At 66.2% G+C, this 13,266-nt stretch carries 9 protein-coding genes; 2 read left to right on the top strand and 7 right to left on the bottom strand.

Translation table 11 applies throughout. From position 1 onward, the window contains the following. Window positions 1–34: 34 nt before the first annotated feature. A complete protein-coding gene (gene aguA / locus IB256_RS26060) occupies window positions 35–1,150 on the top strand; it encodes an agmatine deiminase (protein WP_192295527.1) in 1,116 nt (371 codons plus the stop codon). A gap of 52 nt (window positions 1,151–1,202) precedes the next feature. Here aguA and IB256_RS26055 read toward each other — a convergent pair whose 3' ends face one another. After that, the gene (locus tag IB256_RS26055) at window positions 1,203–2,384 is read right to left on the bottom strand and encodes a GGDEF domain-containing protein (protein ID WP_192295528.1); all 1,182 of its coding nucleotides are present in this window, start codon (window positions 2,382–2,384) and stop codon (window positions 1,203–1,205) included. Between the two features lie 217 nt (window positions 2,385–2,601). Between IB256_RS26055 and IB256_RS26050 the strand changes: the two genes are divergently transcribed. Continuing rightward, entirely contained in the window at window positions 2,602–2,865 is a 264-nt protein-coding gene (locus tag IB256_RS26050; RefSeq protein ID WP_138214502.1) for a hypothetical protein, read from the top strand. A 12-nt stretch (window positions 2,866–2,877) separates the two neighbouring features. Here the strand turns inward: IB256_RS26050 and IB256_RS26045 are convergent, their stop codons facing one another. The 6 genes from IB256_RS26045 to IB256_RS26020 form a co-directional block, all read right to left on the bottom strand. Continuing rightward, on the bottom strand, window positions 2,878–3,705 hold the full coding sequence (locus tag IB256_RS26045; protein WP_138214501.1) for a peptidylprolyl isomerase: 828 nt from the start codon (window positions 3,703–3,705) through the stop codon (window positions 2,878–2,880). Window positions 3,706–3,716: 11 nt separating this feature from the next. Further along, complete coding sequence (narI, locus tag IB256_RS26040) at window positions 3,717–4,400, bottom strand: respiratory nitrate reductase subunit gamma (protein ID WP_081518326.1); 684 nt, start codon at window positions 4,398–4,400, stop codon at window positions 3,717–3,719. A 29-nt stretch (window positions 4,401–4,429) separates the two neighbouring features. Beyond that, window positions 4,430–5,200, bottom strand: a complete 771-nt coding sequence (narJ, locus tag IB256_RS26035; protein ID WP_192295530.1) for a nitrate reductase molybdenum cofactor assembly chaperone — start codon at window positions 5,198–5,200, stop codon at window positions 4,430–4,432. Continuing rightward, a complete protein-coding gene (gene narH / locus IB256_RS26030) occupies window positions 5,193–6,752 on the bottom strand; it encodes a nitrate reductase subunit beta (protein ID WP_138214498.1) in 1,560 nt (519 codons plus the stop codon). The genes narJ and narH overlap by 8 nt, the downstream gene beginning before the upstream one ends. Beyond that, window positions 6,749–10,513, bottom strand: coding sequence for a nitrate reductase subunit alpha (locus IB256_RS26025; RefSeq protein ID WP_192295532.1), 3,765 nt, complete (start codon window positions 10,511–10,513; stop codon window positions 6,749–6,751). The genes narH and IB256_RS26025 overlap by 4 nt, the downstream gene beginning before the upstream one ends. A 75-nt stretch (window positions 10,514–10,588) precedes the next feature. Then, the gene (locus IB256_RS26020; protein WP_192295533.1) at window positions 10,589–13,237 is read right to left on the bottom strand and encodes a nitrate/nitrite transporter; all 2,649 of its coding nucleotides are present in this window, start codon (window positions 13,235–13,237) and stop codon (window positions 10,589–10,591) included. Between the last annotated feature and the right edge of the window lie 29 nt (window positions 13,238–13,266).

Raw genomic sequence — 13,266 nt, 5'->3', positions numbered from 1 at the left:
AGGCATTCCAGTCCCTGATTGCGGAGTACCACCGATGTCTCGCACCCACTCGACACTGCCCAAGGCCGACGGCTTCCGCCTGCCCGGCGAATTCGAACCCAAGGCCCGCTGCTGGCTTGGCTGGCCCGAGCGCACGGATGTCTGGCGCAACGGCGGCAAGCCGGCGCAGAAGATCTGGGTCGAGGTGGTCAGCGCCATCGCCAGCAGCGAGCCGGTGACCGTCTGCGCCTCTGCCGCGCAGTACGCCAACGCCCGGCGCATGCTCCCCGAGAATGTGCGCGTGGTGGAAATGACCTGCAACGACACCTGGTTCCGCGACAGCGGCCCGGCTTTCCTGGTCAATGACGCCACCGGCGAGATGCGCGGGGTGGACTTCCAGTTCAACGCCTACGGCGGGCTCGATGGCGGCCTTTATTACCCCTGGGACAAGGACGACCAGATCGCGCAGAAGATCCTCGAGATCGAAGGCTTCGACCGCTATCGCGCGTCGATCATCGCCGAGATGGGCAGCATCCGCAGTGACGGCCAGGGCACCCTGCTGACCACCGAGCAGTGCCTGCTCAACCGCAACCGCAATGCCCACCTGGGCAAGGAAGAGGTCACCCGCCGGCTCTGCGACTACCTGGGCGCCGAGCACGTGATCTGGCTGCCGCGCGGGTGCAAGTTCGACGAAACCGACGGCCACGTCGACGATCTGGCCTGCTTCGTGCGGCCCGGCGTGGTGGTGATGCAGTGGACGGACGACCGCAGCGACCCGCAGTGGGAAATCTACCAGGAGGCCTACGACGTGCTGCGCAGCGCTCGCGACGCCCGAGGCAACGCGCTGGAAGTACACAAGCTGCCGCAGCCGCAGGTCCTGGAGTGGACGGCTGCCGAGGCCGAGGGCCTGGACCAGGTCGACGGCAGCTTCGACCGCCAGGAAGGCACGAAGATCTGCGCCTCCTACATCAACTTCTACACCGGCAACTCGGCCATCGTGATGCCGTTCTTCAACGACCCCAACGACCGCATCGCCCAGGGCGTGCTGGCCGAGCTGTTCCCGGACAAGCGCGTGATCGGTATCGACAACTCGCGGGAAATTCTCCTGGGCGGCGGCAACATCGGCTGCATCACCATGCCCCAGTACGCGGCGCCGGCGCGCCACACCTGAGGTCCCCACACGGCCCGCCTTGCGCGGGCCGCGTTGCTCCTATCCGCTCGAATCAGCCCAGGCGCAGCGGATCGCCACCGGCCACCGTGCGGTCCATCAGGCGGATGCTGTCGCGACCGCCGCGCTTGGATTCGTAGAGCGCAGCGTCGCCTTGCTCGATCAGCGCGGCGAGGCTGGCCGGTGGCTGGTCGAACAGGTTGGCGCCGATGCTCAGGGTCACGGCCTGGGGCGTGGCGAAGTTCTGCGTGGCGGTGGTCTGGAACTGCTCGCGCAGCTTGCCGGCCAGTTCCATCACCTGTTCGCCGCTGATATTGCTCAGCAGGATGACGAACTCGTCACCGCCCAGGCGCGCCGCCACGGCCCGCTCGGGCAAAGCGGCGCGGATCATCTCGCTGAGCGCCACCAGCAGGCGGTCGCCGGCGGTGTGGCCGTGCAGGTCGTTGACCTGCTTGAAGTTGTCGATGTCGATCAACAGCAGCGCGCCGGGGCGCTCCGGGGAGATCTCCTCGAACACGCGCGGCGCACGGACTTCGAGGGCGCGGCGGTTGTACAGGGCGGTCAGCGGGTCCCGCGCGGCAAGCCGGGCGATGCGTTTCTCGCGGCGATAGCGCTCGGTGCCGGTCATCGACAGGGCGATCAGCATGATCGCCATGGCGCCTTCGACCAGGGAAATCTGGATGATTTCGCCACGGAAGGCGGCCAGGTCGATCAGCGTACCGGGGATGATCACCGTCGCGCCCTTGGCCAGGTAAAAGGCGCCGTGCACCAGCATCACGTAGCGCAGTTGCACCGCGCCCACGCTCAGGGACTTGCCGTGGGGCCGCAGCAGGTAGCTGGCGCGCAGGGAGAGCAGGGCGACCAGCCAGGAGTTGGCCAGCAGCATGAGCTTGGACCACAGCGGGCCGCCGTCGGGAAGCGCCAGCAACGCTATCCAGGTGAGCGGGACGAGCAGCCAGCCCCGCGACAACCTCGCTTCGGTGAACTTCGCCACGCCGCTGAGGAAGAACCAGTGCGCCAGCACCAGCAGGCCGTTGGCGAACCAGATGCCCACCAGCAGGTAGCCGCTCATGCGCAGCAGGGCGAGGGTGGAGCCGATGGTGATGGTGGCGAAGCCCGCGCTCCAGTAGAGCAGCGAGCGTTCGCGCACGCTGCGCCATTCGATGGCCAGGTACAGCGCTGCGGCCGCAGCGAGGGCGACCGTGATGGTCAACATGGTGGGTGGATCGAGCGACATTTTCGAAACCGTACTGCACTGTCGGCAAAAACCGTGATTGTAAGCGCCCTTGCTGGTTTTCCGGTATGCCAGCCGGGCGCTTCCGGTCGGGTTTGCAGCGCCCCTGCCGTGTCTGGGAAGCGCTTCTTGCGCTTTCGTCGCATTGCCGAAGCGGCCAGTGGCCATCAGACTGCGCGGGTTCGTGAGTATTCGCTGGGGGGCTGGGAGGCCCGAAGCCATGGAAAAGCCAACGCGCCGGCGCTGGAGTCCGTTCTGGATGCTGATCGTCGCCGCCAGCTACCTGATTGCCATCCTTTTCACCGTTGCGCTGGCGGGGCTGGGCTGGATTCTCTTTTCCGGCGGCCTGGACGTGACCGTGGTGAAGGAGCGCCGCTACCTGCTGCTGGGTAGCGGCGGACTGATGCTGGCGGTATCGGCCTATATCCTGCTGATGTCGATCCCGACCAGCTTCATCTCCACCGTGCGCCGCGACCGTTCCTGAGCCCTGGGCAAGTCAGAGCCCGATATCGCTGCGCCGGTTGCCGGAGCCTTCGATGGGGTCTTCATCCAGGCTGAAGCCGCGGACACCGATTTCCTTCTCCAGCGCCAGCAGGTACTGGCGCAGGGCGTGGCGGGTGGATTCCTCGCGCAGGCTGTGGTGTACGTGGTTGGCGACCTGGGAATAGGGCAGCGGCTTGCGTTCCTGGCGCTCGTCGATGCTCACCACATGCCAGCCATAGCGTGACGCAAGTGGCCGGTCGTGCAGGCCTACCGGCAGGCGCTGGATGGCCTGGTCCAGCTCAGCGACGGTCTGCCCGGAGGTCAGCCAGCCCAGTTCGCCGCCTTCGTCCTTCGACGGGCAGGCGGAATGCCGCTGAGCCAGGTCGGTGAAGCGCTCCGGGTGCTCGCCCAGCTCCTTCAGCAGCTTCTCGCCCAGCCGGTAGTGCGCGTCGCGGGCCTTGGCGTCTTCCGGTGCGGCGGGCAGCAGGATGTGCCGCACGCGCAGGCGGGTCGGTTCGGAGAAGCGCTCGCGGTGGGTGTCGAAGTAGCGCCGGCAGCTGGTTTCGTCCGGCTCCGGGACGTTCAGCTCGCGTTCCAGCAGGGCCGCGACGGCCTGGTCATCATCCTCGATGTTCGCTGTCAGCCCGAGCATGGCGGCGCGCTGCGACAGCAGCTCGCGCACGACCAGTGCGCGCACGGCGCTGAGCTGCGCATCGGCCAGCGAGGAGGCCGGGTGGAAGGGCGTCTCCTTGGCGATGTCGGCCTCGGTCAGTTCGGTGTCGCCGACGCGGATCACCGGGATCGGTGCATCGGGGAGGTTCTCGACGGCAATCATGTCCATTGGCTTTTTCCTTAGCCGCGACGGCGGACGATCTGGTAGTTACGGCCGAAGTAGCCCAGCGGAATGCTCCACACGTGCACCAGACGGGTGAAGGGGAACAGCAGGATGATGGTCAGGCCGATGAAGATGTGCAGCTTGAAGATCAGCGGCGCTTCCATCACGAAGTCGGCCGCGCCGCCGCGGAAGAACACGATGGCCTGCGCCCAGTTGGCCAGCGCCAGCATCATGCCGCCGTCCAGGTGGTCCATGGATTCGAAGATGGTGGTCAGGCCCAGGCAGGCCTGCAGCAGGAGCAGGGCGATGATCAGGTTGTCCATCACGCTGGAGGAGGCGCGCACGCGCGGGTTGGTCAGCCGCCGCCAGAGCAGCATGGCGCCGCCGATCACGCAGAGCACCCCGGCGATGCCGCCGAAGATGATCGCCATCAGCTGCTTGTGCCCGGCCGAGAGGAACGGCGCGTAGACCCAGTGCGGCGTCAGCAGGCCGACCAGGTGGCCGCCGAAGATCGCCAGGATGCCGATGTGGAAGAGGTTACTGGCCAGGCGCATGTGCTTCGACGAGAGCATCTGGCTGGAGCCGGTCTTCCAAGTGTACTGGCCATAGTCGTAGCGCATCAGGCTGCCGATCAGGAACACGGTGCCGGCGAGGTAGGGGTAGATGCCGTAGATGAATTGGAGCAGGTATTGCTCGAACATGATGGGCCTCCGTTCATTCTTTGCCGGGTTCAGGGGCGCTCTGACGGCATGATCTGCACGACCTGGGGCAGCGCTTCGTACTTGCGTTCAGCCAGGCGTCGTCCTTCGGCTGACTGCAGGCTGCAGTCCTTGTCGGTTTCGGCGTGGAAGCGCACGGCTTCTTCCTCCCACACCGCGTCCAGCGCCTGGGGCGTGTTGTCCGGTGCTTCGCCGGCGGCCACCGGGCGCTGCTCGTCGATGGCCTCGGTGGCGCCGATCAGCGCGAGCAGGGCGCGGGGTACCAGCGCGTAGCGGGTGCCGCGCTCTTCCAGACGCGCGGTGAGCAGGGCGAGGATGTGCTGGATGTCGCCCAGCCACTGGCCGATTTCCTCATGGCTGCGGGTCGACAGGTACTCCAGGAACAGCGGCAGGTAGTCCGGCAACTCGCGGGCGTCGAGCTGGAAGCCGGCGGCTTCATACTCGGCCAGCAGGTTGACCATGGCCTGGCCGCGGTCACGGGATTCGCCGTGCACGTGCTCGAACAGCAGCAGTGAGGTGGCGCGGCCACGGTCGAACAGCTCGACGTAGGCTTCCTCGAGATCGAGCAGGTCGCCGGCGGCCAGTTCAGCGCACCACTGCGCCAGTTCCGTGCGCAGCTTCAGTGGCAGGCGGTCCTCGCCGTCGAGAATCTCCACGGCTTCGGCGCAGGCCGCCTGCAGCTCGGCGGTGGGGTAGTCGAGCAGGCGCGCCAGCACGCGCAGGCTGAGCAGGCCGACGATGGGGCCGTCGTGAGGTTTGGGAATGGCTTCGTAGTTACCCATGGCGGCTGTCCTCCACCGGGTCGAAGGTCTGCACCGGCTTGACCAGCGTGGTGGTGTTCTTGCGTCCGCCGAACAGGCTGACCTGGTTGTTGCCGCCACCGTTGCAGCCGTCGCCGAAGGTGAAGCCGCAACCGCTGCGTTCGGCATAGGCCTCGGGGATGTGCTCGCGGTGGCCGGTGGGAATGACGAAACGATCCTCGTAGTTGGCGATGGCCAGGTAGCGGTACATCTCCTCGACCTGGTTCTGGGTCAGGCCGACCTGTTGCAGCACCTCGGTGTTCAGCTCCTTGTCGACGTGCTTGGCGCGCATGTACACGCGCATTGCCATGAGGCGCTTGAGGGCCAGCACCACCGGTGCTTCCTCGCCGGCGGTGAGCATGTTCGCCAGGTAACGTACCGGGATGCGCAGCGACTCGACCTTGGGCAGCACGCCATCGAACTCCACGTGCCCGGCCTCGGCGGCGGACTGGATGGGGGAGAGCGGCGGCACGTACCAGACCATCGGCAGGGTGCGGTATTCCGGGTGCAGCGGCAGGGCCAGCTGCCAGTCGATGGCCAGCTTGTAGACGGGTGAGGCTTGCGCTGCGGCGATCACGTTGTCGGGGATGCCGTCCTTGCGCGCCTGGGCGATGACTTCCGGGTCGTGCGGATCGAGGAAGATTTCGCACTGGCGGTGGTAGAGGTCGCGGTCATCCTTGGAGGCGGCCACTTCCTCGATGCGGTCGGCGTCGTAGAGCAGCACGCCGAGGTAGCGGATGCGTCCCACGCAGGTTTCCGAGCACACCGTGGGCTGGCCGGTCTCGATGCGCGGGTAGCAGAAGATGCACTTCTCCGACTTACCGCTTTTCCAGTTGTAGTAGATCTTCTTGTACGGGCAGCCACTGATGCACATGCGCCAGCCGCGGCACTTGTCCTGGTCGATGAGGACGATGCCGTCTTCCTCGCGCTTGTAGATCGCGCCACTGGGGCAGGAGGCCACGCACGCCGGGTTCAGGCAGTGCTCGCACAGGCGCGGCAGGTACATCATGAAGGTGTTTTCGAACTGCCCGTAGATGTCCGCCTGTACCTGGTCGAAGTTGATGTCCTTGCGCCGCTTGGCGAACTCGGTGCCCAGCAGTTCTTCCCAGTTCGGGCCCCATTCCACCTTGTCCATGCGCTGCCCGGAGATCAGCGAGCGCGGCCGCGCCACCGGCTGGTGGTCGCCCTGCTTGGCGCTGTGCAGGTGCTGGTAGTCGAAGGTGAAGGGCTCGTAGTAGTCGTCGATCTCCGGCAGGTCCGGGTTGGCGAAGATGTTCGCCAGTACCCGCCACTTGCCGCCGATGCGCGGGTTGATGGAGCCGTCGGCGTTGCGCACCCAGCCGCCGTTCCATTTCTTCTGGTTCTCCCATTCCTTGGGGTAGCCGATGCCGGGCTTGGTCTCGACGTTGTTGTACCAGGCATATTCGATGCCTTCGCGGCTGGTCCAGACGTTCTTGCAGGTGACCGAGCAGGTGTGACAGCCGATGCACTTGTCGAGGTTCAGGACCATCCCGACCTGGGAACGAATCTTCATTTGACGGCCTCCTGCTGATAGTCGTTGCCTTCACCGTCGAGCCAGTCGATGCGGCGCATCTTGCGCACGATGACGAACTCGTCGCGGTTGGAACCCACGGTGCCGTAGTAGTTGAAGCCGTAGGAGAGCTGCGCGTAGCCGCCGATCATGTGGGTCGGCTTGGGACAGACCCGCGTGACCGAGTTGTGGATACCGCCGCGCGTGCCGGTCATCTCCGAGCCTGGGATATTCAGGATGCGCTCCTGGGCGTGGTACATCATCGCCATGCCCGGGCGCACCCGCTGACTCACCACTGCGCGGGCGGCGATGGCGCCGTTGGCGTTGTACAGCTCGATCCAGTCGTTATCGGAGACACCAATGGAGCGTGCGTCGTCCTCGGACATCCAGACGATCGGCCCGCCGCGCGACAGGGTCTGCATCAGCAGGTTGTCGCTGTAGGTGGAGTGGATGCCCCACTTCTGGTGCGGGGTCAGCCAGTTCAGGGCGATTTCCGGGTTGCCGTTGCTTTTCGGCGCGGCAACGCTGGCGGCGGCCTTGGTGTCGATGGGCGGGCGATAGACCATCAGGCTTTCACCGAAGGCGCGCATCCACGGGTGGTCCTGGTAGAACTGCTGGCGGCCGGTGACGGTGCGCCAGGGGATCAGCTCATGCACATTGGTGTAGCAGGCGTTGTAGCTCACGTGCTCGTCTTCCAGGCCCGACCAGGTAGGGCTGGAGATGATCTTGCGCGGCTGCGCGACGAGGTCGCGGAAGCGGATTTTCTCTTCTTCCTTGGGCTTGGCCAGGTGCGTGTGGTCGCGCCCGGTGATCTTCGACAGCGCCGCCCAGGCTTTCACCGCTACCTGGCCGTTGGTTTCCGGCGCCAGCGCGAGGATCATCTCGGCGGCGTCGATGGCCGAGGCGATCTTCGGCCGGCCGGCGGCGGAGCCTTCCAGCTTGCGGTAGTTGAGCTTGCCGAGCAGGTCGACCTCGGTCTCGGTCTTCCAGGCGATGCCCTTGCCACCGTTGCCGATGGTGTCCAGCAGCGGGCCGACGGAGCTGAAGCGCTCGTAGGTTTCCGGGTAGTTGCGCTTGACCTCGATGAGCGACGGCATGGTCTTTCCGGGGATTGCCTCGCACTCGCCCTTCTTCCAGTCACGCACTTCGGGCTGGGCCAGCTCGCCGGGGCTGTCGTGCTGCAGGGGCAGGGTGACCAGGTCGGTTTCCTCGCCCAGGTGGCCGACGCACAGGCGCGAGAAGGCCTGGGCGATGCCGTCGTAGATCTGCCAGTCGCTGCGCGCTTCCCACGCCGGGTCGGTGGCGGCGGTGAGCGGGTGGATGAAGGGGTGCATGTCCGAGGTGTTGAGGTCGTCCTTCTCGTACCAGGTGGCGGTGGGCAGCACCACATCCGAGTAGAGGCAGGTGGTGGACATGCGGAAGTCCAGGGTGGTCAGCAGGTCGAGCTTGCCTTCGATGGGGTCGTCCTTCCAGACCACCTCCTCGGAGCGCTGCTTGCCCGCTTCGCCCAGGTCCTTGCCGAGCACGCCATGCTTGGTGCCCAGCAGGTACTTGAGCATGTACTCGTGGCCCTTGCCGGAAGAACCGAGCAGGTTGGAGCGCCAGACGAACAGGTTGCGCGGGTGGTTCTGCGGGTTGTCCGGGTCTTCGCTGGCAAAACGCAGCTGGCCGCTTTTCAGTTGCTCGACGGTGTAGTCCACGGTGCTCTTGCCGGCGGCCTGGGCGGCGGCGGCCAGGCGCAGCGGGTTGATCCCCAGTTGCGGTGCGGAGGGCAGCCAGCCCATGCGCTCGGCGCGCACGTTGAAGTCCACCAGGCTGCCGCTGAAGTCCTGCGGGCGGGCGAGCGGGGAGAGCAGCTCCTTCACTTCCAGCTTCTCGTAGCGCCACTGGCTGGAGTGGTTGTAGAAGAACGAGGTGCCGTTCATGTGGCGCGGCGGACGGTGCCAGTCGAGGGCGAAGGCCAGCGGCGTCCAGCCGGTCTGCGGGCGCAGCTTTTCCTGGCCGACATAGTGCGACCAGCCGCCGCCGCTCTTGCCGATACAACCGCAGAGGATGAGCATGTTGATCAGCCCGCGGTAGTTCATGTCCATGTGGTACCAGTGGTTCATCCCGGCACCGACGATGATCATGGAACGGCCATGGGTCTTGTCGGCATTGAGGGCGAACTCGCGGGCGATGCGGATCATCTGCGCCGCCGGCACCCCGGTGATCGCCTCCTGCCAGGCCGGGGTATAGGGCTTCATCTGCCCGTAGTCGCTGGCGCCGTCGTCCTCGCCCGCACCGCCGACGGTGGCTTGCAGGCCACGGTCGATGCCGTAGTTGGCGGCGGTCAGGTCGAACACGGTGACCGCCAGCACCTCGCGGCCATCGGCCAGTTTCAGGCGCTTGGCCGGCACATGGTGGTAGATGACGTCGCGCACTTTCACGTTGGGGAAGTGCTGGCGCTCGATGCCGCCGAAGTAGGGGAAGGCCACCCGCGCCACTTCGTCATGGTGGCCGAGTTGCGACAGGCGCAGGCTGATCTCCTTGCCGTCGGCGTCGACCTGCTCCAGGTTCCAGTGGCCGCTCTCGCCCCAGCGGAAGCCGATGGCGCCGCGCGGTACCACCAGGCGGTCGCCGCTTTCGTCCCAGGCCACGGTCTTCCATTCGGGGTTGTTGGCCTGCTCCAGGTTGCCGTCGAAGTCGCTGGCGCGCAGCTGCTTGCCCGGCACCAGGCTGCCGTCGTCGCGCTGTTCCAGCTCGACCAGGATCGGCATGTCGGTGTAGCGGCGGATGTAGTCGGTGAAGTAGGCGCTGGGTTTCTCCAGGTGGAATTCCTTGAAGATCACATGGCCCATGGCGATGGCCAGCGCGGAGTCGGTGCCCTGCTTGGCGCTCATCCATTCGTCGCAGAGCTTGGATATTTCCGCGTAGTCGGGGGTGATGGCGATGGTCTTGGTGCCCTTGTAACGCACCTCGGTGAAGAAGTGCGCGTCGGGGGTGCGGGTCTGCGGGACGTTGGAACCCCAGGCGATGATGTAGCCGGAGTTGTACCAGTCGGCGGACTCGGGCACGTCGGTCTGCTCGCCCCACACCTGTGGCGAGGCGGGCGGCAGGTCGCAGTACCAGTCGTAGAAGCTCAGGCAGACCCCGCCGATCAGCGACAGGTAACGGGTGCCCGAGGCGTAGGAGACCATCGACATCGCCGGGATCGGCGAGAAGCCGGCGACGCGGTCCGGGCCGTAGGTCTTCACGGTGTAGACGTTGGCGGCGGCGACCAGGGTCTGCATCTCGTCCCAATCGGCGCGGACGAACCCGCCACGGCCACGGATGGATTTGTACTGTTTGGACTTCTGCGGGTCCTCGACGATGCTCGCCCAGGCCAGTACCGGGTCCTTGTGGGTCGCCAGCGCCTCGCGCCATAGCTGCACCAGCGCCTTGCGCACCATGGGGTATTTCAGCCGGTTGGCGCTGTACAGGTACCAGGAATAGCTGGCGCCGCGCGGGCAGCCACGGGGCTCGTGGTTGGGCAGGTCGGGGCGGGTGCGCGGGTAGTCGGTCTGCTGGGTTTCCCAGGTGACCAGGCCGTTCTTCACGTAGATCTTCCAGCTGCAGGAGCCGGTGCAGTTCACCCCGTGGGTCGAGCGGGCGATCTTGTCGAACTGCCAGCGCTGGCGATAGCCGTCTTCCCAGTCGCGGCTCTCATCGCGGGTTTCGCCGTGGCCGCCGGCGAACTCCGGGGGACGCTTGACCAGGTAGCGCAGGCGGTCGATGAAGAAGCTCATGTTTCTCCTCCTTGGCAGGGCACGCGGTTAGCAACGCGCCTCTCTAGCAACGCGACTCTTCAGCAACGCAGCTCGTCAGCAACGAACTTCGGCATTGCCACGGGTGTAGTAGAACCAGGTCAGCGCGATACACAGCACGTAGAACACGATGAACCCGTAGAGCGCCCATTCCGGGCCTCCGGTGAGGTCGAACGAACTGCCGAACGATTTCGGGATGAAGAAGCCGCCGTAGGCCGCTACCGCCGAGATGAAGCCCACCGCCGCGGCGGACTCCTTCTCGCTCTGCAGGCCCTGTTGCTCGGCGGGCAGGCTGGGGAACAGGCGGGGTGTCATGATCCGGAAGATCGCCGGGATCATCTGCGTGGTGCTGGCATTGCCCACGCCGGAGAAGAAGAACAACAGCAGGAACATCGCCAGGAAACCCCAGAAGGCGCCCGGCTGATCCTTGCCTTCGATGAAGAACAGCACGCCGCCGACGCACACGGCCATGGCGACGAATACCCAGAGGCTGATCCGCCCGCCGCCGAAACGGTCCGCCAGGCCGCCGGTGAAGGCGCGGGCGAGGGCGCCGATCAGCGGCCCGAGGAAGGCGAACTTGAGTACGTCGACGCCGGGGAACAGGTGCCCGGCCAGCAGCGGGAAGCCAGCGGAGAAGCCGATGAAGCTGCCGAAGGTGCCGGTATAGAGCACGCTCATCAGCCAGGTGTGCTTGCGCTTGAAGATCGCCATCTGGTCGGCGAAGGACGACTTGGCGCTGGCGATGTCGTTCATGCCGAACCAGGCGGCGATGGTCGCCAGGATGATGAACGGCACCCAGATGAAGCCGGCGTTCTGCAGCCACAGCGGCGTGCCGGCGGCGGTCATCTGCGGCTCGCCGCCCAGGCTGCCGAACACCGCCATGGTGATGCACAGCGGCACGGCGAACTGCATGACGCTCACGCCCAGGTTGCCCAGTCCGGCGTTCAGGCCCATGGCCGCGCCCTTGGCCTGTTTGGGGAAGAAGAACGAGATGTTCGCCATGCTGGAAGAGAAGTTGCCGCCGCCCAGGCCGCAGAGCAGAGCGAGGATCAGCATCACCAGGTACGGCGTGTTCGGGTTCTGCACGGCGAAGCCGATCCAAAGTGCCGGCAGCAGCAGCGACGCGGTGGACAGCGCCGTCCAGCGCCGGCCGCCGAAGATCGGCACCATGAAGCTGTAGAAGATGCGCAGGGTGGCGCCGGACAGGCCGGGCAGGGCGGCCAGCCAGAACAGCTGGTTGGCGCTGTACTCGAAGCCCGCCAGCGGCAGCTTGGCTACCACCACCGACCAGACCATCCAGATGGCGAAGGCCAGCAGCAGGTTGGGGATGGAGATCCACAGGTTGCGCGTGGCGATACGCTTGCCGGTCTGCTCCCAGAATGCCGGGTCCTCGGGGTGCCATTCGCGCAGGACGAAGCTGCTGGGGGTGGAGAGCTCCGGCAGGTCGCGGGAGGAACTGCGCTCGGCCCATTCCACCCGCTCGGCCATGCGGATCGCATAGTGCATCCAGGCCAGGGCGCCGGCGGCGATCAGGAACAGCAGCATGAAGCAGCTCTGCCAGATGCCGACCACGTCGTTGAGCATGCCGAAGGTCAGCGGCAGCAGGAAGCCGCCCAGGCCGCCCATCATCCCCACCAGCCCGCCGACCACACCGACGTGCTGCGGGTAATAGGTGGGAATGTGCTTGAACACCGCCGCCTTGCCCAGGGACATGAAGAAGCCCAGCACGATGATGATTGCGGCGAAGCCGATCAGCCCCAGGTGCATGGCGAATTCCACCTCGCCGCGCACGCCGGTGACGACATAGCGGGTCGGTGGATAGCTGAGCAGGAAGGTGCAGATCACCGACAGGCTCAGGGTCCAGTACATCACCCGGCGCGCGCCGTAGCGGTCCGACAGCCAGCCGCCGAGGATGCGGAACAGCGAGGCCGGCACCGTGTACAGCGCGGCGACGAAACCGGCGGCGGCCAGCCCCAGGCCGTACACCTCCATCAGGTAGTGCGGCAGCCACAGGGCCAGCGCGACGAAGGCGCCGAAGACAAAGAAGTAATAGAGCGAGAAGCGCCACACGCGCAGCTCGGCCAGCGGCGCCAGTTGCTCGGACAGCGGGATGGCCTTGGCCTGGCGGGTGGCGGCCTGCGGGTCGGTCTTGGCCAGCAGGATGAACAGGATACCCATGACGCCGAGCACGATCGCATAGACCAGCGCGGCGCCGCGCCAGCCGAGGGCGAGCATCAGCAGCGGGGCGGCGAGGTTGGTCAGGCCGGCGCCGACGTTACCGGCGCCGAAGATCCCCAGCGCGGTGCCCTGTTGCCCGGCTTCGAACCAGGTGGCGGTGTAGGCAGTGCCGACGATGAAGCCGCCGCCGGCGAGGCCCACGCCAAGGGCGGCCACCAGCAACATCGGGAAACTGTTGGCGAAGGTCAGCAGGTAGACGCAGACGGCCGACACCAGCATCAGCAGGCCGAACACCCAGCGGCCGCCGTAGCGGTCGGTCCACAGGCCGAGGAAGATGCGCGAGATCGAGCCGGTCAGCACCGGCGTCGCCATCAGCAGGCCGAGCTGGGTATCGCTCAGGCCGAACTCGTTCTTGATCTGCAGGCCGAGGATGGAGAACAGCGTCCATACGGCGAAGCACAGGGTAAAGGCCAGGGTCGACAAGCCGAGAGCGCGATAGCGGTCGCCGGCTGGAATTGAAGTAGCCATTCTGCACGCAGTCCCTTGAAGGTACCGTC

Source organism: Pseudomonas sp. PDM17, from assembly GCF_014851985.1.
Taxonomy (GTDB): domain Bacteria; phylum Pseudomonadota; class Gammaproteobacteria; order Pseudomonadales; family Pseudomonadaceae; genus Pseudomonas.
This window is presented reverse-complemented; position numbering and strand designations above follow the sequence as displayed.